At 65.7% G+C, this 21069-nt stretch carries 22 protein-coding genes and 5 pseudogenes; 10 read left to right on the top strand and 17 right to left on the bottom strand.

Features of this window, described 5'->3' with window-relative positions; translation table 11 throughout:
• The first annotated feature begins 7 nt into the window (after positions 1 to 7).
• Entirely contained in the window at positions 8 to 805 is a 798-nt protein-coding gene (locus G6N41_RS01385; RefSeq protein WP_198966361.1) for a class I SAM-dependent methyltransferase, read from the top strand.
• Here G6N41_RS01385 and G6N41_RS01380 read toward each other — a convergent pair.
• The gene (locus tag G6N41_RS01380) at positions 785 to 1486 is read right to left on the bottom strand and encodes an FkbM family methyltransferase (protein WP_231608772.1); all 702 of its coding nucleotides are present in this window, start codon (positions 1484 to 1486) and stop codon (positions 785 to 787) included. The genes G6N41_RS01385 and G6N41_RS01380 overlap by 21 nt on opposite strands.
• A gap of 695 nt (positions 1487 to 2181) precedes the next feature.
• On the opposite strand from G6N41_RS01380, the pseudogene G6N41_RS01375 reads away from it, so the two are divergent.
• From G6N41_RS01375 to G6N41_RS01360, 4 genes and pseudogenes are all read left to right on the top strand, one after another.
• A pseudogene (locus G6N41_RS01375) lies at positions 2182 to 3665 on the top strand (hypothetical protein); the annotation flags it as partial.
• A gap of 66 nt (positions 3666 to 3731) precedes the next feature.
• Positions 3732 to 3947 carry a hypothetical protein gene (locus G6N41_RS01370; RefSeq protein ID WP_198968062.1) on the top strand — a complete coding sequence of 72 codons (216 nt, stop codon included), beginning with the start codon at positions 3732 to 3734 and terminating at the stop codon, positions 3945 to 3947.
• A gap of 72 nt (positions 3948 to 4019) precedes the next feature.
• On the top strand, positions 4020 to 4439 hold the full coding sequence (locus tag G6N41_RS01365) for a hypothetical protein (RefSeq protein WP_198913147.1): 420 nt from the start codon (positions 4020 to 4022) through the stop codon (positions 4437 to 4439).
• Positions 4440 to 4583: 144 nt separating this feature from the next.
• Positions 4584 to 4994 (top strand): transposase, encoded by a 411-nt coding sequence (locus G6N41_RS01360; RefSeq protein WP_231608771.1) that lies wholly within the window; start codon positions 4584 to 4586, stop codon positions 4992 to 4994.
• A gap of 73 nt (positions 4995 to 5067) precedes the next feature.
• Here G6N41_RS01360 and G6N41_RS01355 read toward each other — a convergent pair.
• The 13 genes and pseudogenes from G6N41_RS01355 to G6N41_RS01295 all read right to left on the bottom strand — a co-directional run.
• Positions 5068 to 6092: pseudogene (locus G6N41_RS01355) on the bottom strand (oligosaccharide flippase family protein); the annotation flags it as partial.
• A 14-nt stretch (positions 6093 to 6106) separates the two neighbouring features.
• Positions 6107 to 6370: pseudogene (locus tag G6N41_RS01350) on the bottom strand (sugar transferase); the annotation flags it as partial.
• A 73-nt stretch (positions 6371 to 6443) separates the two neighbouring features.
• On the bottom strand, positions 6444 to 6854 hold the full coding sequence (locus tag G6N41_RS01345) for a transposase (protein ID WP_231608770.1): 411 nt from the start codon (positions 6852 to 6854) through the stop codon (positions 6444 to 6446).
• Between the two features lie 149 nt (positions 6855 to 7003).
• Positions 7004 to 7159 (bottom strand): hypothetical protein, encoded by a 156-nt coding sequence (locus G6N41_RS01340; protein ID WP_198965232.1) that lies wholly within the window; start codon positions 7157 to 7159, stop codon positions 7004 to 7006.
• Positions 7135 to 7416: a hypothetical protein gene (locus G6N41_RS01335; protein ID WP_198965176.1), complete on the bottom strand. Its 282-nt coding sequence runs from the start codon at positions 7414 to 7416 to the stop codon at positions 7135 to 7137. The genes G6N41_RS01340 and G6N41_RS01335 overlap by 25 nt, the downstream gene beginning before the upstream one ends.
• A gap of 169 nt (positions 7417 to 7585) precedes the next feature.
• Positions 7586 to 9049 carry a sugar transferase gene (locus G6N41_RS01325; RefSeq protein ID WP_407663713.1) on the bottom strand — a complete coding sequence of 488 codons (1464 nt, stop codon included), beginning with the start codon at positions 9047 to 9049 and terminating at the stop codon, positions 7586 to 7588.
• 16 nt (positions 9050 to 9065) lie between these two features.
• Positions 9066 to 9389: a WecB/TagA/CpsF family glycosyltransferase gene (locus G6N41_RS29400; RefSeq protein ID WP_259593354.1), complete on the bottom strand. Its 324-nt coding sequence runs from the start codon at positions 9387 to 9389 to the stop codon at positions 9066 to 9068.
• 44 nt (positions 9390 to 9433) lie between these two features.
• A pseudogene (locus G6N41_RS29395) lies at positions 9434 to 9703 on the bottom strand (WecB/TagA/CpsF family glycosyltransferase); the annotation flags it as partial.
• Between the two features lie 416 nt (positions 9704 to 10119).
• Positions 10120 to 11292: a PPE family protein gene (locus G6N41_RS01315; protein WP_198966360.1), complete on the bottom strand. Its 1173-nt coding sequence runs from the start codon at positions 11290 to 11292 to the stop codon at positions 10120 to 10122.
• Positions 11293 to 11482: 190 nt separating this feature from the next.
• Entirely contained in the window at positions 11483 to 12031 is a 549-nt protein-coding gene (locus tag G6N41_RS01310) for a hypothetical protein (protein ID WP_231608768.1), read from the bottom strand.
• A 5-nt stretch (positions 12032 to 12036) separates the two neighbouring features.
• On the bottom strand, positions 12037 to 12198 hold the full coding sequence (locus G6N41_RS01305) for a hypothetical protein (protein WP_198913342.1): 162 nt from the start codon (positions 12196 to 12198) through the stop codon (positions 12037 to 12039).
• Positions 12174 to 12455 (bottom strand): hypothetical protein, encoded by a 282-nt coding sequence (locus G6N41_RS01300; protein WP_198965176.1) that lies wholly within the window; start codon positions 12453 to 12455, stop codon positions 12174 to 12176. The genes G6N41_RS01305 and G6N41_RS01300 overlap by 25 nt, the downstream gene beginning before the upstream one ends.
• A gap of 72 nt (positions 12456 to 12527) precedes the next feature.
• On the bottom strand, positions 12528 to 12743 hold the full coding sequence (locus tag G6N41_RS01295; protein ID WP_198965403.1) for a hypothetical protein: 216 nt from the start codon (positions 12741 to 12743) through the stop codon (positions 12528 to 12530).
• Positions 12744 to 12922: 179 nt separating this feature from the next.
• Here G6N41_RS01295 and G6N41_RS01290 point away from each other — a divergent pair, with 179 nt between their 5' ends.
• From G6N41_RS01290 to G6N41_RS01280, 3 genes are all read left to right on the top strand, one after another.
• Positions 12923 to 13924, top strand: coding sequence for a GNAT family N-acetyltransferase (locus tag G6N41_RS01290; RefSeq protein WP_198966359.1), 1002 nt, complete (start codon positions 12923 to 12925; stop codon positions 13922 to 13924).
• Between the two features lie 71 nt (positions 13925 to 13995).
• Positions 13996 to 14673, top strand: a complete 678-nt coding sequence (locus G6N41_RS01285) for a DUF5642 family protein (protein ID WP_198966358.1) — start codon at positions 13996 to 13998, stop codon at positions 14671 to 14673.
• A 27-nt stretch (positions 14674 to 14700) separates the two neighbouring features.
• Positions 14701 to 15354 (top strand): DUF5642 family protein, encoded by a 654-nt coding sequence (locus tag G6N41_RS01280; protein WP_198966357.1) that lies wholly within the window; start codon positions 14701 to 14703, stop codon positions 15352 to 15354.
• 24 nt (positions 15355 to 15378) lie between these two features.
• Here the strand turns inward: G6N41_RS01280 and G6N41_RS01275 are convergent, their stop codons facing one another.
• Entirely contained in the window at positions 15379 to 15975 is a 597-nt protein-coding gene (locus G6N41_RS01275) for an alpha-ketoglutarate-dependent dioxygenase AlkB (protein ID WP_198967676.1), read from the bottom strand.
• A gap of 79 nt (positions 15976 to 16054) precedes the next feature.
• On the opposite strand from G6N41_RS01275, the pseudogene arcA reads away from it, so the two are divergent.
• Positions 16055 to 17259: pseudogene (gene arcA / locus G6N41_RS01270) on the top strand (arginine deiminase).
• Here arcA and G6N41_RS01265 read toward each other — a convergent pair.
• The gene (locus G6N41_RS01265; RefSeq protein ID WP_036456092.1) at positions 17256 to 18812 is read right to left on the bottom strand and encodes a dolichyl-phosphate-mannose--protein mannosyltransferase; all 1557 of its coding nucleotides are present in this window, start codon (positions 18810 to 18812) and stop codon (positions 17256 to 17258) included. The pseudogene arcA and the gene G6N41_RS01265 sit on opposite strands and share 4 nt — an antisense overlap.
• A gap of 25 nt (positions 18813 to 18837) precedes the next feature.
• Between G6N41_RS01265 and rsmI the strand changes: the two genes are divergently transcribed.
• A complete protein-coding gene (gene rsmI / locus G6N41_RS01260; RefSeq protein ID WP_198966356.1) occupies positions 18838 to 19692 on the top strand; it encodes a 16S rRNA (cytidine(1402)-2'-O)-methyltransferase in 855 nt (284 codons plus the stop codon).
• A gap of 7 nt (positions 19693 to 19699) precedes the next feature.
• Here the strand turns inward: rsmI and G6N41_RS01255 are convergent, their stop codons facing one another.
• The gene (locus G6N41_RS01255; protein ID WP_231608767.1) at positions 19700 to 20995 is read right to left on the bottom strand and encodes a hypothetical protein; all 1296 of its coding nucleotides are present in this window, start codon (positions 20993 to 20995) and stop codon (positions 19700 to 19702) included.
• Between the last annotated feature and the right edge of the window lie 74 nt (positions 20996 to 21069).

Below are 21069 nucleotides of genomic sequence, written 5' to 3'. Positions count from 1 at the left end.
GACCTAGATGAGCAGTCGAACGGACTTGAAGACCGTCGACAGCTGGAGCGACGAAGTGGCGCTGTGTTCCTCGGTCATCAAAAGTCTCGGCGGTCCGCTGGAGATACTCGAAGCCGGATGTGGGCTCGAATGGCCAATCAATCTGGATGGCATCGATTATCGGTTGACCGGTATCGACCTCAATGCTGATGCGCTGCAAAGGCGTGTTGAGAAGGTCGGAGACCTCGACGAGGCGATCCTGGGTGATTTGACCGTCAAGGGAACGATCCCGCCCGGGCGCTACGACGTCATCTACAGCTCGTTCGTGCTCGAGCACATCCACGACGCCGAGGCCGCGCTCGCGTTGATGCTCGACGGGCTCAAACCTGGCGGGCTGCTGCTGCTGCGTATCCCGGACCGCGACGCGGTCTACGGCTGGACCACGCGGCACACACCGTTTTCGGCTCATCTGGCCTACTACCGCTACTTCGTGGGTTACCCCGACGCCGGGAAGCCCGGCCATCCGCCGTTTCGCACCTACCATGCGCCGGTCATCTCCCGGCACGGCATACGGGCGTTCTGCGACAACAACGAGTGCACGATTGTCGGAGAGCGCGGGCACACCTATTACGTCCGGGGCAAAGGCTTACGGGTCCGGATCGTTCGGGCATACGCAAAAGCGCTGTGGGCCTTGTCCTTTGGTGTTCTGGCCTGGCGGCACAATAACCTCACCTACGTGATCCGCAAGGCGGAGCCGGTCAAGTCCGCCAACGCCGTGCACCGCGCCGCCGGGTTCGGCCAGAGTTCAACGACCCCGACCTGGTGAACGGGTCCACTTCGCGGCGCTCGCCCGCAGTCGATGCTTTAGCCGGCTAGCGCCGTTTTGCGCGCGCCAGAGCGCTGATTTGTGGTGAACCGCGCGCCGGTAAATATCCAGGTAGCGTTGCGCGCTTGCGGGGCCCACCGCGCCCCTGGCCTGCAGCAGCTGCACGCACCGGAAGGCCAGGTCGAACGAGCCATAGCAATGATGCGAAATCATTGCCAGGTGCTTGAGCTGTTCGGCGGTCATTGCGTCGGGGTCAAAGAAGTCCCGGACGTAGACGATGTCGGTTTCCAGGATCTGGTTCAGTGGGCGGCTTGGACTCCCACCGACGACAAAGTCGCCGATCACCCATCTCTTCACAGCGTTGGGGATGCAGTGCGGGACAAACCCCTGACTGCGTAGTTCCAGGTCGACATCCCCGAAGCGCGGCTGATCCCGATACAAGGTGATGAATGAGACCTCGGTCTGAACTGCCACCACTTCGGCCAGTTTTTCCCGGCCGTTCTGAAAAACAGCCAGTTCGCCGCCTTGGATATCGATTTTCAAGAGATCAAGATGTTCGATTTCACCGATGTCGTCGAGGCGATGAGTCTGGATCGGGAGGCGCTCGATCACCTTGCCGAACGGATCGAAGAGCGTGAACAACCCCTGCGTTGTCGGGTCGGGTTCGAGCAGGCTGGTCATTTCCCCCCGGTGGCGGGCAGACCTGCAAAGTCTGTGGCGTGCCGTCGCCGAGGGCGTAGGGCAGGTAGGACTCGTTGGGGCCGCGCGTGCGCTGCAACTCGAGCAACGCTTCGGGCCCCGGTTCGAAGCCGGTGAGGTGACACAGGCCCGCGTTGAGCATGGCCGTGTACGGCCAGTCGCCGCAGCTTCGGCTGGCCCCAACATCAACGATGTGGGTGAGCCGCGACGGGGACAGGATGTCTCGCAACCCGCCGGTCAATCGAGCACCGCCGAATGTCTGTATGTTTGCTGCGCCCCCGTGAATTGGGGCTTGTCGCGACGGTATTGGCAGCGACGGCGGTGGCCGCGCGGCGTTGGCCGTTGATCGCTGCGCTTGGCCACGCCGTCACCTTAACCATCTGCGGTGGCGCCAACCAAACAGCGGCGCGGCTTGTTGGTTGGCTCAGGCGGGTCAACGACACCGCGTAAGTGCCTCGCCGGCTGCGTGACCAGGTCGAACGTTACCCACAGGTTCGGCGCCGATCTGTAGTAGTGTGCACCTGTGAGGGGTGCTCTATTACCATTTCGGCCTGCTGTGCGACGTCTATTTTCCTTGAGGCAGAACATCTTTCGTGTCTGCGGAAGTTGATCAGGCCGGATTTCCTGGAACGTATTGAGGCATATTGATGTACCGCAATTCTGTGCGCATAGCTCGCATGGCTCTGGCGCTGGCCAGCGTGGTCGGATTCCTGGCCTTGAGCGCGCCGGCGTCCTGGGGTGCGCCCGAGGAGACCGATACCACGCTCGTGGACGCGCCGACCATGACGTTGAGCAGTCTCGGATACAACTCCGTCTTGTCGTTCTATGGTCTGCAGGGCACCCAGCAGCTGACCATTCCCGCCCCGCACGGGCTCAAACCGACCGCGTTGAACGCGACCGCCGTACTGCCGGTCAATCTGCGCTCCGGCTTGATCACGGTCACCCAAAACGACCGCGAAATCGCGAGGGTGAACCTGCCCGCGGCGGACCAATCACCCATTGTCATTCCGCTGGCCGACGCAACGGTGGTCGATGACGCGGTGACCGTGATCTTGCGGGCCTACCTGGTGCCATTGGAGGACTTGTGCGTCTACCCGTGGAGCCCGTTTAGCCTGGTCAACGGCTCGGTCAGCTTCGTCGGCGTGGAGCGGCCGCCCGTCACGGTGGCCCATTTCCTGCCGCCGGTGCTGCGGCGGCTGGGCATCTTCGTGCCGCCATCGCCGTCGGTGGCCGAGTCCGACGCGGTGGTCCAGTTGGCCGCCGCCGCGGCGGCCAACTACGGCAAACAAGCCCCGGAAATCGCGGTGGTCCGGTTGCCCAAGGGGAGCTCGCCCCGCCGGCGCCGCCGCGACCGCTGGAACGCCAAGTCGTCATCAAAGAGGGTCAGGACGAGGGGCTTTCCCTTCGGGGGGCCACCGGTGTGCCCTGGCTGCTGATCTCCGGGCCGCTGGGTTCGGCCGCGGAATCATCGATAACGTTGCTGTTCAGCAGCCTGTCCCAGCTGGCCCTGGCTTCCAAGGCCGTGGTGGGATCGTTCAAGCCCAGCCTGCACCTGCCCGGTGACACCACCACGCTGCGCGAACTCGGGCAGCCCGGCCTTAACTCCGTTGGACTGCAGCCGCGGGTTACCATCGGGCTGGACCAGACTCGGTTCGCGAGATCGGTGCACTCGATGCGGGTGCATCTACAAGGCTCATACTCGCCGATACCGCCGAGTATGGCCGGTCAGATCGTCGCAACGATCGGCGCGGAGACCATCGACCGCTGGCCAACCGAAAGCAGTGGTGTCATCGACCGCTGGGCGGACGTTCCGGATCGGCTCCTGCAACGGTGGACCGGCGTTGACCTGACGCTGGATGTGTCGGGCAACGTTGGGCGCTGCGGAGATTTCTACACCGCTGGGGCGGGAGATCACGTACTTACCCTGGCCATCGACGGCGACACCGCCTTGCAGAGCAGCCCGGCGGCGCCGCCGGTGCCCGACGGACTGCGATCGGTGCCCTAAGCGCTGATGCCGCAGATCCAGGTGGGCATCGAAGAGCACTCCTTTGACGACACCGCTCGTGCCGTCAGGATTGTGGTTGGTCTGCAGCGTACCAGTTCGGTGCCGCTGCAGACCACCGTGCGGCAAGCATCACGAGAAATGCCCGTGAAGCGTCCTCGGTGGATCACGTAAAAATGCCCGCGAAACGGTCGATCCTCAGCAGGCATGGGAAGTGGGCTGTCGATGTCGTCTCGGGCCGAGATCACCGCGAAGTTCGCCAGGGCGTATGTGGGGGCGCCGAAGGCGGACAAGGGGCAGATTCTGGATCAGGTGGTGGCGGTCACCGGCTGGTCGCGTGACAACGCCCGGCGGCGGTTGAGGGCGGCGGCCGCGCCGCCGGGAGCGGGTCGGCAGGTCGCCAAACGGACTCGCCGGCAACGCAATCCGAAGTACTCCTAGGATGCGCTCAAGGTGTTGCAGAAGGTGTGGGCGGCCTCAGGCGGGCAGTGCGGCCGGTATCTGGCCGCTTCCATGGCACTTCAGTTGGATGCTCTAGAACGCCACGGCGAACTGGTGGACGGCCGTGACCGTTACGGCCCGGCGGTGCGTGCCGAGCTGTTGGCGATGAGCAGCGCCACGATCGACCGCTACCTGCGCGGCGCCAAGGCCCGCGACCAGATCTCGGGTGTGTCGACGACGAAACCCTCCCCGCTGCTGCGGTCCTCGATCACCATCTGCAAAGCAGGCGATGAGGCCGAAGAATCTCCGGGGTTCTTCGAAGGCGACACCGTGGCGCACTGCGGCCCGACACTGAAAGGTGAGTTCGCCCGCACGGTCAACCTCACCGACATGCACATCGGCTGGGTGTTCACCCGCACGGTGCGCAACAACGCCCACCCCCACATCCTGGGCGCCCTCAAAACCGGAATTACTAAAATCCCTATAAGGTAACGGGTTTGGACTTCGACAACGGCACCGAATTCCTCAATAAGGCGGTCATCAAGTGGGCCGCGGACATGGAGATCTTCTTCACCCGCTCACGACCCTACAAGAAGAACGACCAGGCCACCATCGAGTCCAAAAAACAACCACCTCGTGCGTCGCTACGGGTTCTACTACCGCTACGACACCGACGAAGAACGCGCCGTGCTCAACCGGCTGTGGCACCTGGTCAACGACCGGCTCAACTACCTGACCCCCACCATCAAACCCATCAGCTACGGCTGCAGCCGCGACGGTCACCGCCGCCGGCTCTACGACAAGCCCCAGACCCCCCTGGACCGGCTGCTGGCCGCCGGAGTCCTCTCAGCGGCCCAACAAACAGAGCTGCTCACCTACCGCAACAGCCTCAACCCCGCCGCGATCGCCCACCAGATCGCCGACCTGCAAGCCGCCCTGCTCAGACTCGCCAAAGACAAGACCGAACAGCTCTACCTCGCCGCCATACCCGCCGCTCTACCCGCCCTCAAAGCCGGCATCCGCATCAAAAGCAAGACCACCACCTGACCCCGATTTCGCGGGCATTCCTTACGTGATGCATGGACCAGGTTTCGCGGGCATCTTGACTTGATGCATCACGGGCCAGCGTGGGGGTACCGCGGCTGACGAACGCCTGGCTGCCCAGGAGCCGGATCAGGGGTTGCGCCACCAGCACGCCGACCACGGCGATCGGCACGGCAAGGAAATACATCAGCTCGACGCTGCGGCGGATGAAACCGGCGAATGCCGCCAGGTCGCGGGAATACAGTTCGGTCGCGGTGGAGAGCGTGGACTTGAGGAAGAACACCGACAAAACCAGGGTGTTGAGTGCGATCGAGGAGGCCAACCCGTAAACGCCGACCTGGAATGGGTGTTCAGCAGGGACAGGATCACCCCGTCAACGCGCCAGTACAGCACGGTGATGACCGTGACGCCCATTGGAAAAAGGCTCTCCTGCAAGAGATTTGCGGCCTCTCGCAGCGCGAGGATGGGGCGCAGCCGTACCCGCTGGGACGCCGCGCGGCTCTGGATCAGCAACTGCAGCGCCGTCTGAATGAGTTGCGGTACCGCGAACCAGATGACATCGGCTCGGCTGGCCACCAGAAAGCTGATCACGCCCAGCGTCGCCAACCGGCCGACGACGTCGGAGACGGCCACGGCGGTGAACCGCACGGTGACCAGGAACGCCGGTTCCAGTCGCGTCAGCATCGTCACGATGAGCAGCTGGCACGAGAGCACCACGAGCATGGCTCGCACCTCGTGGTCGTGATACACCAGCAATCCAGATCCCGCCGCCACCAGGGTCATCGGAATGCAATAGACCAGGGACAGGCCGTTGTAGATCCGGACCAGGCGTTCCAGATCGTCGGGGGACGAGGTGACGCGGCGCACGATGACCCGGCCGATACCGAGATCCACCAGGCTCGCCCACATTCCGATGAACGCCACCGCAATGGTGAGCTGGCCGTAACGGCCGGGCCCGAGATAGCGCGCGGTCAGCATCACCGAGACCACCGAGGCCAGCATCCCGAGTATCCGGCAGATGAGCTGGATCGAGAACGCCTGCGCCAAACGTGCTACCGGCACGGACGGCACAACCGGGCTGGGCACCGTCGGTTCGGTCATGGTTCGCGGGCCACCTAGTAGGCGCCGCGGCTGGCCAGAACGGCCTTCACCGTTTTGGCGATGATCATGAGATCACCTGCCATCGACCAGTTGTCGACATAGGACAGATCCAACCGGACCGATTCTTCCCAGGAGATTTGGGACCGGCCGCTGACCTGCCATATTCCGGTAACGCCCGGCTTCACCAACAGCCGCCGCCGGACATCACCGTCGTAGCTGTCGACTTCTCGACTCAGCGGCGGCCGGGGCCCGACCACGCTCATGTCCCGCTTGACCACGCGTGATGCATCAAGTCAAATGCCCGCGAAACCTGGTTCATGCATCAGGTAAGGAATGCCCGCGAAATCGGGGTCAGCTGGTGGTCTTGCTTTTGATGCGGATGCCGGCTTTGAGGGCGGGTAGAGCGGCGGGTATGGCGGCGGGGTAGAGCTGTTCGGTCTTGTCTTTGGCGAGTCTGAGCAGGGCGGCTTGCAGGTCGGCGATCTGGTGGGCGATCGCGGCGGGGTTGAGGCTGTTGCGGTAGGTGAGCAGCTCTGTTTGTTGGGCCGCTGAGAGGACTCCGGCGGCCAGCAGCCGGTCCAGGGGGGTCTGGGGCTTGTCGTAGAGCCGGCGGCGGTGACCGTCGCGGCTGCAGCCGTAGCTGATGGGTTTGATGGTGGGGGTCAGGTAGTTGAGCCGGTCGTTGACCAGGTGCCACAGCCGGTTGAGCACGGCGCGTTCTTCGTCGGTGTCGTAGCGGTAGTAGAACCCGTAGCGACGCACGAGGTGGTTGTTTTTTGGACTCGATGGTGGCCTGGTCGTTCTTCTTGTAGGGTCGTGAGCGGGTGAAGAAGATCTCCATGTCCGCGGCCCACTTGATGACCGCCTTATTGAGGAATTCGGTGCCGTTGTCGAAGTCCAAACCCGTTACCTTATAGGGATTTTAGTAATTCCGGTTTTGAGGGCGCCCAGGATGTGGGGTGGGCGTTGTTGCGCACCGTGCGGGTGAACACCCAGCCGATGTGCATGTCGGTGAGGTTGACCGTGCGGGCGAACTCACCTTTCAGTGTCGGGCCGCAGTGCGCCACGGTGTCGCCTTCGAAGAACCCCGGAGATTCTTCGGCCTCATCGCCTGCTTTGCAGATGGTGATCGAGGACCGCAGCAGCGGGAGGGTTTCGTCGTCGACACACCCGAGATCTGGTCGCGGGCCTTGGCGCCGCGCAGGTAGCGGTCGATCGTGGCGCTGCTCATCGCCAACAGCTCGGCACGCACCGCCGGGCCGTAACGGTCACGGCCGTCCACCAGTTCGCCGTGGCGTTCTAGAGCATCCAACTGAAGTGCCATGGAAGCGGCCAGATACCGGCCGCACTGCCCGCCTGAGGCCGCCCACACCTTCTGCAACACCTTGAGCGCATCCTAGGACTTCGGATTGCGTTGCCGGCGAGTCCGTTTGGCGACCTGCCGACCCGCTCCCGGCGGCGCGGCCGCCGCCCTCAACCGCCGCCGGGCGTTGTCACGCGACCAGCCGGTGACCGCCACCACCTGATCCAGAATCTGCCCCTTGTCCGCCTTCGGCGCCCCCACATACGCCCTGGCGAACTTCGCGGTGATCTCGGCCCGAGACGACATCGACAGCCCACTTCCCATGCCTGCCAAGGATCGACCGTTCCGCGGGCATTTTTACGTGATCCACCGAGGACGCTTCACGGGCATTTCTCGTGATGCTTGCCGCCACGTTGATGAACTGCGGAATCTCATCGATGCTGAATCTGCGAAGGATTCGGCCGATCCGTGTGACCCTCGGATCGTCGCGCATCTTGAACAGAATGCCGCCGGCGCCCTCATTCAGCGAAACCAGGCCGTCGATTTGGCTGTCGGCACCCACCACCATCGTTCGAAGTTTAAGCACGGTGAAGGGCTGGCCATTGATGCCTATGCGTTCGGCGCGGTAGGAGACCGGCCCCTTGCTGGTCAGCTTGATAGCGACGGCGGCGGCGATGAGCAGTGGCGATGCGGCGATCAGAGCTGTCAGTGCGAAGCAGAAGTCGAAGGCTCGTTTCTGAAACCGTTGCGCCCCTGAGTATTGCGGTTTTTCGACATGCAGCAGCGGGAAGCCGGCCACGGGGCGCAGGGTCAGCCGGGCCTGCGCGATGTCCATCACCCCCGGCGACACCACCAGGTCCACGTCCAGTGTCTCCAGCTGCCAGATCAGGTTCCTGATCGCGTGCACGCCGAACTGCTCGGTCTGGGTCACCACCACCGTGTCTGCGCCGCATTCGTCGATCGCCGCCAGGGCGTGGGATTCGTCACCAAGGCTCGGGACTTTGCGGCCTTCGACCTGCAGCACGTCGCCGCGCGGCGCCCCCGAACCCGGTATGCAGACCCCGACAACGGAGTAGCCGTCGCGCGGATTGCGGACCAGTTCATGGATGAGGCGCGAAACCCCTGGCCGGTCACCGATAGCCAGTGCGATCGTCTGGCATTGGCCCCGAGCGCGTTTGCGGCCGACATACTTGCGCCACCCGTTGCGACTCGCCAGCAATGCGATGGTGCCGACCGGCAGGGCGACCGCCAGATAGCCGCGGGCCAGGTCGATCTTGGCGAGCAGGGTGACCATTGCGATGGCCCCGAATGTCCAGAATGATGCGCTGCTGATTCGGCGGTATTCATCGATTCCCACCCCGATGACGTGCTGTGATCTCGTGTTGAAGATCGCCAGACACGACAGCCACAGTGCCGCGAACAGAACCGAGAACAGCGTCATGACCGGGCCCGGGTAGCCCGATCTGTTCGGTGAATCGCCGAAGCGCACGTATTGCGCGAGCATGACCGCCGCGAAGACGATCGCCGAGTCGGTGATGCGCAGACTGCGTGAATACTGCAGCCGCCAGCGCCGCACCGTGTCGCGATTGGGCGAGCCCATGGGATCCGGAGTTGCCGGACAATCACCGGTTCGTCGGTGCAGCAACGAGGTCACGCTGGCCCGCTTTCCCTTATGCAGTCGCTGGTTCGGGCTGGGGGGTGTCGCGGACGGAGGCTGGGATGTCGACATGATCACTCGATGGCGGGCCCCCGCAGTAGGTGTGGGGGTAGTAGATCAACTGCGCGCGCGCCGCGCGGAGCAAGGCGATGGGGCCCTGCAACAGATAACGGCGGGCCAACCGGCGTGGCTCGCTGGCCAACCGGTATAGCCATTCCAGGCCGGCTTTCTGCATCCAACCGGGGGCTCGGTTGGTGGCGCCGGCCAGGAAATCAATGGAACCGCCGCACGGCAGGAAAACCCGGGCCCGGTCGCGCAGCCGTACTGGTCGACCCACCGTTCCTGGCGAGGTTTGCCCAAGCTGACGATCAGGATGTCGTTGCGCGCGTTGCGGATAGCGGCCGCCAGGTGTTCTGACGATGATTCGATGTCCTCGGCGGTCGGCGCCCACATGCCCGAAATTGCCAGCGCCGGGTGCCGCGTAGCCAAGGACTCGGCGAGCAGCCGATGGGTCCCGGCGCTGCCGCCAAAAAAGCCGACGCGCTGACCCGAGCGCTCGGCCAACTCCAACAGGCTGGGGAGTAGGTCGGCCCCGGTGATCCGGGGCCATGGCTCGCCCGTGAGCAGCTTGCCCCGCCATGCGATCGGCATTTCGTCGGCCAGCAGCAGCCATTCCAGCCGACCGCGGGGCGCGGCCGCGATTTTGCGGAAATGGAACAGGTGGTCGAGATTCACCGAGCCCACCGAGAGGCACCCCTGGGAGGTGGATTGCAGGCGTGACGCGATGATCGACAGCACCTCATCGAACTCGCGGCGCTCGACGATGGTGCCGCTGACGGCCATTCGCACAGCGGGCGCAGACCGGATGCCCTGGTTCATGTTCTCGCGCTTCCCGTCTCGCCCGGCAGGGGTGCGGCTATTGCGACCGCGCCCGCGGTGGCCTCGAGTGTCACTCGCCGCTCCTTCCGGAACAGGGTGCGGCGACCGGCACCGCGCGATTGCGGTCACCGCGTGCACCATCGCCGACGGAATCCGGGAAGTCAGCCGCCCGCTGCTCATGGCGGGGCTTACGCGTACCCGCCAGAGGGCGGCCGCGACATGATCGTGGGGACCACGCCGTATCGGGGCCCGGGTGATCTGGGCGCGCCGGCCAACGCGCCCCGCGGCGCCGCACCAAGGACTGTTGGCGCCGCGTTGGCGGCGTCGAGCCCGGCGTTGGGTAGCCCGGAAATCGCGCCCCCGTTCAGCGTTGGGATGACGCTGGTCCAGCTGGCCGGTACCGACAACGGGCCCAGTGAGGCGGCGTTGCCCAGTCCGCCCACCACGCCCGATCCCAACGATCCGAGCGCGCTCGCCCCCGAGCTGGCCGCCCCCGCCGCCGCCCCCTGCACGGCCGCGGCAGCTCCGTTCGCCAAGCCCTGTGCGGTCTGTGCCATTCCCAGGATGGACGACATCGCATAAAGCGGGGTGCCGGCCGCCATGAAATAGCTCGGCAGGGCGTAGATCGGGGTGGTGCCGAGTTCGGGGAGTAGCGACGACGTCGCCGCGGTAAGCGCGGAGGTGGGTGATGCGAGCCCGCCGAGCATGGTGGGAACCGCGGAAACCAATCCGGCCAGCGACAATTGATCTGTTCCCGCGACCGCGGCGGCCTGGGCTCCCGAGGCGGCGGTTGCCTGGGTGACCGCGGTGGTTTGGGTGGCCGCCCCAGCCGGATTGACGACCTCCGGCGGCGAGTTCAGCACCGTCAGCGCGCACGCGCTTGCCGAGTTTGCCGCGTAGTCATACATCGCCAACGCGTCTTGCGCCCACATCTCGCTGTATGCGGCCTCGGTGGCCGCGATTGCCGGCGAATTCTGGCCGAAGAAGTTGGTGGCGGTCAGTGTTGCCAGCTGGACCCGGTTGGCGGCCACCACTGGTGGTGGCACGGTCATTGCCAGGGCGGTTTCGTAGGCTGTCACGGCCAGCGCGGCCTGGTTGGCGGCCTCGCCGGCCTGGGTGGCAACCATGGACGTCCACGTCACATACGGCCAGAACGCAGACGCCATGGATAGCGATGCCGGTCCCAACCAGCCGCCACTGGTTAGTCCCGAGACCACTGATTGGTAATAACTCGCGGCGGTCTGCAATTCGGCGGCCAGGCTCGCCCAGCTCACCGCGGCCGCCGACAGCGATCCGGGGCCGGGCCCGGCGTAGATCCGCGCGGAGTTGATCTCCGGCGGCAGGGTGCCAAAATCAATCACTTCATGCCTCAGCTCGTGGTCGCTAGGCGCGACCCGAAGCGCGAGGCTGCTAGCACTGACGCTGTCGGAGCAGCCGGTTTTGTGATGGTCGTGATGGCATGACCCCCTGCCCATCCCCGTGATGCATCAAGTCAAGATGCCTGCGAAACCTGGTTCATGCATCAGGTAAGGAATGCCCGCGAAATCGGGGTCAGGTGGTGGTCTTGCTTTTGATGCGGATGCCGGCTTTGAGGGCGGGTAGAGCGGCGGGTATGGCGGTGAGGTAGAGCTGTTCGGTCTTGTCTTTGGCGAGTCTGAGCAGGGCGGCTTGCAGGTCGGCGATCTGGTGGGCGATCGCGGCGGGGTTGAGGCTGTTGCGGTAGGTGAGCAGCTCTGTTTGTTGGGCCGCTGAGAGGACTCCGGCGGCCAGCAGCCGGTCCAGGGGGGGTCTGGGGCTTGTCGTAGAGCCGGCGGCGGTGACCGTCGCGGCTGCAGCCGTAGCTGATGGGTTTGATGGTGGGGTCAGGTAGTTGAGCCGGTCGTTGACCAGGTGCCACAGCCGGTTGAGCACGGCGCGTTCTTCGTCGGTGTCGTAGCGGTAGTAGAACCCGTAGCGACGCACGAGGTGGTTGTTTTTGGACTCGATGGTGGCCTGGTCGTTCTTCTTGTAGGGTCGTGAGCGGGTGAAGAAGATCTCCATGTCCGCGGCCCACTTGATGACCGCCTTATTGAGGAATTCGGTGCCGTTGTCGAAGTCCAAACCCGTTACCTTATAGGGATTTTAGTAATTCCGGTTTTGAGGGCGCCCAGGATGTGGGGGTGGGCGTTGTTGCGCACCGTGCGGGTGAACACCCAGCCGATGTGCATGTCGGTGAGGTTGACCGTGCGGGCGAACTCACCTTTCAGTGTCGGGCCGCAGTGCGCCACGGTGTCGCCTTCGAAGAACCCCGGAGATTCTTCGGCCTCATCGCCTGCTTTGCAGATGGTGATCGAGGACCGCAGCAGCGGGAGGGTTTCGTCGTCGACACACCCGAGATCTGGTCGCGGGCCTTGGCGCCGCGCAGGTAGCGGTCGATCGTGGCGCTGCTCATCGCCAACAGCTCGGCACGCACCGCCGGGCCGTAACGGTCACGGCCGTCCACCAGTTCGCCGTGGCGTTCTAGAGCATCCAACTGAAGTGCCATGGAAGCGGCCAGGTACCGGCCGCACTGCCCGCCTGAGGCCGCCCACACCTTCTGCAACACCTTGAGCGCATCCTAGGAGTACTTCGGATTGCGTTGCCGGCGAGTCCGTTTGGCGACCTGCCGACCCGCTCCCGGCGGCGCGGCCGCCGCCCTCAACCGCCGCCGGGCGTTGTCACGCGACCAGCCGGTGACCGCCACCACCTGATCCAGAATCTGCCCCTTGTCCGCCTTCGGCGCCCCCACATACGCCCTGGCGAACTTCGCGGTGATCTCGGTCCGAGACGACATCGACAGCCCACTTCCCATGCCTGCTGAGGATCGACCGTTTCGCGGGCATTTTTACGTGATCCACCGAGGACGCTTCACGGGCATTTTTCGTGATGCTTGCCGGCGTATTGCCGCGGTGGCACGCAACGCCATAACCTGGGTCGGAGCGGACGGCGAGCCCTGCTTGGCGCTGTGGCGGATTGGACGGGATGGCCGAAGTGACCGGCGCGTGGGTAGGAGAACTCGCGGGCATGGACATCTTTGTCGGATGCGCGGCGCAGGACCTCATGCCCTTGGCGGCCCGCCTTGCGCCGCTGCGGGCGGCGGCCGGGCAGATCCTGATGCGCCAGGGTGAGCAGGCGGTCTCATTCCTGCTCATCTCGTCGGGCAGCGCCGAGGTCATCCACGTTGGCGACGACGGCGTGGTGATCGTCGAGCAGGCGTTGCCAGGCATGATCGTCGGCGAAATCGCGCTGTTGCGTAACGTCCCGCGCACCGCGACCGTCACCACGGTCGAGCCGCTGACCAGCTGGATCGGCGGCACCGACGCCTTTGACCTGATGGTTCACATACCCGGCATCATGGATCGGTTGGTGCGCACCGTCCGCCAGCGATTGGCCGCCTTCATCACCCCGATCCCGGTGCCATTGCGCGATGGCACGCAGCTGATGTTGCGCCCAGTCCTGCCCGGCGACAGTGAACGCACCGTGCACGGGCACGTTCATTTCTCCAGCGAGACGATCTACCGGCGATTCATGTCGGCCCGGGTGCCCGATTTGGCGATGATGCACTACCTATCCGAGGTCGACTACGTGGACCACTTCGTCTGGGTGATGGTCGACGGCAGTGATCCGGTGGCCGACGCACGCTTCATCCGCGACAGCGTCGATCCGGCCGTTGCTGAGATCGCCTTCACCGTCGCCGACGCCTACCAGGGCAAGGGCATCGGCAGCTTTCTGATCGGCGCCCTAGTCGTCGCCGCCCGCGTCGACGGTGTGGCCAGGTTTTCCGCGCGGATGCTCGCCGACAACCTGCCGATGCGAACCATCATGGACCGCCACGGCGCGGTCTGGCAGCGCGAGGACGTCGGGGTCATCACCACGGTCATCGATGTGCGCGGCCTGCGCGATCTGGGCTTCGGGCGCGAGATGGCCGGCCAGATCAGGCGCGTCGCGCGCCAGGTGATCGAGGCGGTGAGCTGATCGGGGGCCGGTGCGGACTTAAGCACCGGCGAACCCCCTGACGGGGCCCACGCGGCGTGATATGAACGGTCATGCGCCCGCTCTGGATCGGTCTGCTGGCCATCCTGCTGGTGGGCTCATGCGCGCGGTCCCCGGCGCCGGTGATCGTGCCGGTGCGATCCTCCCCGGCGGCGCGCTCCGCCGTCATCAACCCCGCCAACATCAAGCGGGTCGCCCGCGAACTGCCGCCCGGCTACGAAGTGGGCAGTGATGTCCCCGAAGGCGCGCCACCGCGCGCGCTCTGGCATCTGGGGGCCGGTGCGACCGCCACGCCGGCGCGATGCGCGACGCTTGCCGATCCGGGCGATGGGCGCGACCAGTTCGCCCAGGGGGTGTCCGGTTCGGGCGCCGGCGGCATCGTCAATGTGGTGGTGGTCTCGGTGCCGTCGGGCCCGGTGATCGTGGACGACAGCGTGGTCGCTGAGTGTGCGCAATGGACCATGTCCGACGGGAGCACCCGGGCCAACGTCGAGCTGGTCGAAGCTCCCCGCATCGAGGGCGCCCGAACGCTGGGCATGGTTGCCAGGGTTCGGACACCGGTCGAAGCCGGCACCGAAATCGACTCGCAGACATACACGTTCACCGCCTATCTGGGCGACTACTATGCGTTCACCGCAGTGACCACCGACCCGGGTTCGGTGCTGCCGCCGCTGCCGCCGCAGTTCGCCGCGGATCTGCTGGTCAAAACGGTGGCAATGTTACGAAGCTGACCCTTCGTGTTGGGTAGGGTGGCCACGATGTCGAAGGTGGCGCTGGCGCTCGGATTGGTGTGCTTGCTTGTCGGGTGTTCGCACGGAGCCGCGCCTTCGATGGCGGCCGACATCTCCCGAGTCACGGAGCTCAAGTCGAGTTTCGGACCGGACTTCAAAGTCAGCGAGATCCCGCCCCGGGCTATCGATCCACAGTTCTTTGCCGCCCGCAAATTGCCCGACGGACTGACCTTCGATCCGGCCATCTGCGCGACAGCGGCCGTGGGGCCACCGCTGCCCCCCGGTTTGCAGGGCAATATGGCCGCTGTCACCGCCGAAGGCAATGGCAATCGATTCGTCGTCATCGCGGTGGAGACCTCGCAGACCCTGCCGACCAATGACCCGGGTAAGGAGTGCGCCAAGATCGCTTTCTCCGGTGCCGGGGTACGCGGCGGCATTGAGGTGGTCGAAGCCCCGCACATCGAGGGGGTGCACACACTCGGTGTGCATCGCGTGCTTCAGGCCCTGGTGGACGGATCGGCGCACACCGGCGAGCTTTACGATTTCTCCGCGCAATTCGGTGACTATCAGCTCAACGTCATCGCCAATCCGCTCGTCGTCCCGGGCCAGAACGTGGCGCCGGTAGACACCCACCGCGCCCGCGACCTACTCGTCAAAGCGGTGCAAGCGGTGCGTCATTGAGGTTGCTGAGGTTCGCCGGCACCGCTAGCGCACGCCGCGCGGCCGAAACTGGATGCTGACCCGCGGGCCCGCCGGGGTTGATGTCTTGGGCACCGAATGCTCCCAGGTGCGCTGACATGATCCGCCCATCACCAGCAGATCCCCATGGGCCAGTGGAAGCCGCAACGACGCTCCACCGCCGCGCGGGCGCATCGCGAAGATGCGGGTGGCGCCAAGGCTGACGATCGCGACCATGGTGTCCTCGGTGCTGCTGCGGCCGATCGTGTCGCCGTGCCAGGCGACGCTGTCGGAACCGTCTCGATAGCAACACAGTCCGACGGTGGTGAAGGGCTCGCCCAGTTCGCCACCGTAGATGTCGTTGAGCCGCCGCCGCATCCGGGCGAGCTCGGGGTGCGGCGGCTTTTCGATCATCAGGTCATGAAAACTGACCAGCCGGGGCACCTCCACCACCCGGTCATACATCTGGCGCCGCTCGGATCGCCAAGGGACGCGCGATATCAACGCCTCCAGCAGGTCATCGCCGGCTCTGAGCCAGTTCGCGCGGATATCGATGAAGGCGCCGTCGCTGAGTTGTCTTCGCTCGTTGTGCTCGAATAGCGAGCCCTGTACCGCGAACGCCACGGCACCGAGCTTATCGCACATCAGTTCGATGGCGACGTACGGCGCGACCGGTGGAGCCGGCACCGCTACGGTTTGAGTTGTGGTTGATGAGTTGGGCTCCAATTCCGAAGTGGGAACGCTGAAGGTCGTCATCCTGCACCGCTCGGGAACCGAACTGCGCAGGCTCACCCCGCGCAACAGCGACCAGCTGCTCTTTGATGGGCTGCCGTGGGTATCGCGGGCGCAGGAGGAGCATGACCAATTCGCCGAGCTGCTGCGCTCTCGTGGTGTGGAAGTGCTGTTGCTTTCCGAGCTGCTGACCGAGGCGCTCCACAGCGGCGCCGCCCGCATGCAGGGGGTCGCGGCCCCCGTGGATTCGCGTCGGCTTGGAGTACCCTTGGCGCAAGAGCTTTCCGCTTACCTGCGTGGTCTGGACCCGGTTCGGCTGTCGCATGTCCTGACCGCCGGGATGACGTTCAACGAGCTTCCGGCCGATGCCCGCACCGACGTGTCGCTGGTGGTTCGGATGCACCACGACGCGGACTTTGTCATCGAGCCGCTGCCGAATCTGCTGTTCACCCGCGACTCGTCGATATGGATCGGGCCGCGGTTTGTCATCCCGTCGCTGGCGATGCGGGCGCGCGTACGCGAGGCGTCGCTGACCGACATCATCTACGCCCATCACCCGCGCTTTACCGGAATACGCCGCGCCTACGAGTCGCGCACCGCTCCCGTCGAGGGCGGTGACGTGCTGCTACTGGCTCCCGGCGTGGTTGCCGTCGGGGTGGGGGAGCGCACCACGCCGGCCGGTGCGGAAGCATTGGCGCGGAGCCTTTTTGATGACGAACTCGCCCACACGGTGCTGGCCGTGCCGATCGCTCAGCGTCGTGCCCAAATGCATTTGGATACCGTGTGCACGATGGTCGACGTCGACAAGGTGGTGATGTACGCGAACGTCGTCGATGAGCTCACGGCCTTCACCATCGAGCGCCAGCCCGATGGCGTCACCATCAGTGATGCGGCTCCGTTCGTGGAGGCGGCCGCCCGTGCGATGGGCATCGAAAAGCTGCAGGTCATCGGAACCGGTATCGATCCCGTTGTCGCCGAACGTGAGCAGTGGGACGACGGAAACAACACACTGGCGTTGGCGCCGGGTGTCGTCGTCGCCTACGAGCGCAATGCCCAGACCAACGCGCGCCTCGAGGCGGCGGGCATCGAAGTGCTCACCATCGGCGGATCCGAGTTGGGTACCGGCCGGGGGGGCGGTGCATGTCATGCCCGGTCGCCCGAGACCCCTTGCCCTAGCGCCAGCTGGGGAGCCACATCTGCATGTCCCAGGTCTGCTGTGAGATCGGCAGGCCGGTGAGCACCGGAAACAACCACGCGAAGTTTGTCGCCACCAACGCGATGTAGCAGCACACGAAGATCAGCCCCAAGGTGTGCCGCTCCTTGCCCTGGCCGGGCTGGTGGAGGATGTCACCGAGAATCAACGCGATGGCCATCACCAAAAATGGGGCCATGGTCGCCGCATAGAAGAAGTACATCTGTCGATCGATGTCGGCGAACCAGGGCAACCACCCGGCGCAGTAGCCAACCAGGACGGCCGCGTAACGCCAGTCCCGGCGCACAAACATCCGCCACGCCGCGTAGAGCAACACCGGCACGGCCAGCCACCACATTGCGGGTGTGCCGACCAGCATCTCGGCCTTGACACAGGACTGCGGACCGCAGCCGGGAACGTTCTGCTGATCGATGGCATAAAGCACCGGGCGCAACGACATCGGCCAGCTCCACGGCTTGGACTCCCATGGGTGGTGATTGCCGGCGGAATTCGTCAGGGTGGCGTGGAAGTGAAACGCCTTGGCGGTGTAGTACCAGAGCGACCGAATGGCGTCGGGCAGCGGAACCACGCTGTCGGGACCGATGGTCAGGCCCACCTGGTGGCGGTCAATCGCGGTCTCCGACGCGAACCACCCCGCATAGGAGGCCAGGTAGACCCCGAACGGGATGAGCGCCAGCGCATATCCCGTGGGGATGAGGTCGCGACGCAACATCCCCAGCCATGGCCGGGGCACCCGGTACTGACGCCGCGCCGCCACGTCGAACGCCAGCGACATGGCGCCGAAGAACGCGATGAAATACAGACCAGACCACTTGGTGGCGAAGGCCAGGCCCAGCAGCACCCCGGCACCGAAGCGCCACCACCGCACCCCCAGCCGCGGGCCCCAGGCCGTCTCGCCGATACGTCCCTGCAGCATGGCGATGTGCATGCGCGCCCGCACCTGATCGCGATCGACGATGAGCGCGCCGAAGGCCGCCACCACGAAAAACGTCAGGAATCCGTCGAGCAGCGCGGTGCGGGCGGCCACGAAGCTGACGCCGTCACAGATGAGCAGTAGTCCGGCAATGGCTCCGACCAGGGTTGACCGGGAGATGCGGCGCACTATCCGCACCACCAGCGCCACCATGACCACGCCCAGCAGCGCGCCGCTGAATCGCCACCCCAATCCGGTGTACCCGAACAGGGCCTCACCGATCGCAATCATCTGTTTGCCGACGGGAGGATGAACGACCAGGCCGAACCCTGGGTTGTCTTCGATGCCGTGGTTGTTGAGCACCTGCCAGGCTTGCGGTGCGTAGTGTTTCTCGTCGAAGATCGGCGTGCCGGCATCGGTCGGCGAACCCAGGTTCAGGAACCGGGTCACCGCGGCGAGCAGGGTGATTACGCCGGTCACCACCCAGCCGCGCAACCGGTCGACCGGCCCGAAATCCGCGATCGGCACCAGCGGTCCGGGACTGACAACGGGTACCGCACGTTCCCCGGCGACGACGGAGGTTTGTTGAGGCGGTGCGGTCATCGGTGTCGATCGTAGGCTGTCGGTCATGACCGTTGGTCGTCTGCTGCTCGGGGCAACCCCATTGGGCCAGCCCTCGGATGCGTCCGCGCGCCTGATCGATGCGCTCACCAGTGCCGATGTGGTGGCGGCCGAGGACACGCGCCGCGTGCGAACCCTGGCCAAGGCGCTCGACATCTCGATTGGCGGCCGCGTGGTCAGCCTGTTCGATCGGGTTGAGGCCTTGCGGGTGGGCGCCCTGGTCGAGGCGATCGAAGCCGGCGCGACGGTGTTGGTGGTCAGCGACGCCGGAATGCCGATCATCAACGACCCCGGCTATCGATTGGTGGCGGCGTGTATCGAGGCCGGGATCTCGGTGACTTGCCTGCCCGGGCCGTCCGCGGTAACGACGGCACTGGTGGTATCGGGTTTGGCGTCGGACAAGTTCTGCTTCGAGGGGTTTGCGCCACGCAAGAGCGGGGCTCGCCGGGCCTGGCTGGCCTCGCTGGCCGAAGAGCCGCGGAACTGCGTGTTCTTCGAGTCACCGCGCAGGCTGGCGGCGTGCCTGCGCGATGCCGTCGAGCAGCTCGGGGGTTCGCGTCCCGCCGCGGTCTGCCGGGAACTGACGAAGGTGCACGAGGAGGTTCGACGCGGATCGCTCGGCGAACTTGCCGACTGGGCGGCCGAGGGCGTGCTCGGCGAAATCACCGTGGTACTGGCCGGTGCTGCCCCGTTGCACGTCGACCTGCAGTCGCTGGTGGCGGAGGTGGAGAACCTCGTCGCGGGCGGCATTCGGGTCAAAGACGCCTGCAGTGAGGTGGCTACGGGGCACCAGGGCATCCGTACGCGCGAACTCTACGATGCGGTCCAGCTGGCGCGCCGCGAAACGGATGCGGCGCCGTAGCTGCCGATCAGTTGGGTGTGCAGGTGCTCCCGATGGGGCCGATTGTCGGCGTGCACAGGCGCGGGGGCGAGATCTTCGGAGGCGAGATCTTCGGAGGCGCCGGTGCCGGCAGCGCCGGCAGCTGTGGCGGCGCCGGTGGACCGCCCAATGACGGTAGACCGACCTTGGGCGCGGGCAAACCGGCCGGCAGGGAGGGCAAGCCCGCGGCCGGCAGTGCGGGTAGGCCCGCGGCCGGCAGGGCCGGCAGACCGCCCGCTGCCAGTGCCGGCAGCGCCGCTGCTAGCATCGTCGGATCGCCCCCGGGCAGAATGGCCTGAAGGTTTGGCAGGCCGCCCGGCAGCTGCGGCAGTCCGCCCGTCACCATCGCCATCACATCGGTGGCCGACATGCCCGGCAGCGCGGCCTGAAGCATGGGCAGCATGGAGGCCAGCTGCGGTGCTCCGCCCATCACGGCCACCGCCAGCAGGTCGGTGGTTGACACGCTCGCCAGACCCGGCAAGGCATTGGCCGCCTCGGTCAGCAGAGTTGCCGGAGACACTCCAGACAGGGCAGGGAGGCTAAGACCCGGTATTCCGCCCATTGACGCCAGCGTGACCAGACCTGCGGGGGTCAGGCCGGGCAGGGCGGCCAGTCCCGGCGCGGCCAAGGTGGGCAGCAGCGATGATGCCGTCGCCGTGGAGGGCAGCAGCATATTGGTCACGGAGCTGATTGGTACGCTGAGGTCCGGCAGGATTCCTGCCGAGCGCAGGGTGTTGTAGGCGAGCATGACGTAGGTGACTGCCAGTGCGCCGGAAGTCACGGCGCGCGTCACTGAGCCGGTGATGCCCAGCACCGAGCCGACCACGTTCGGCACCGAGGGCACACCGATCGTGGGGAAACCAACCGTCGGAACACCCACGCTGGGAAGACCGACACCGGGGATGCCAACGCCGGGAATGCCGACGTCAGGGACGCCAGCAGGGGGCGGCAACGCGGTCAGGGCCGAACCGCCCACGTCCAGGCCGCCCGATAGGCCCGATCCGCCGGGAATGCGAGCTGCTGCTGGGACCGCGGGTGGCTGCTCCAAGCCCGGCAGCATGGCCTGCGGTGCCTCGGCGGGGGTTATCTCCGCCGGTCCGGCGGGCTGTGCTGGCTCTCCGGGCGGCTTCGGGATCAGGACCGATGCCAGCCGGTCGCATTGCTGCCCCGCGGTGCATGTCCCCTGGTTGGGCGCGTGCATCGGCCCGGACATGGTCAGTGGCGAAACCGCCACCGTCCCGCCCACCATGGCCGCGGCGGCAACGCCAACGACACCGACTCTCATGAAGGTCTCCTCTCGCATTCGACCGCGGCGCGCACACGGGTCGATGCTTAGGAGCTTAGGCGTCAGCGGCCCAT

This window comes from Mycobacterium shottsii, from assembly GCF_010728525.1.
Taxonomy (GTDB): Bacteria; Actinomycetota; Actinomycetes; order Mycobacteriales; family Mycobacteriaceae; genus Mycobacterium; species Mycobacterium marinum.
The sequence above is the reverse complement of the archived record's forward strand: the minus strand, read 5'-3'. Positions and strand labels throughout refer to the sequence as shown.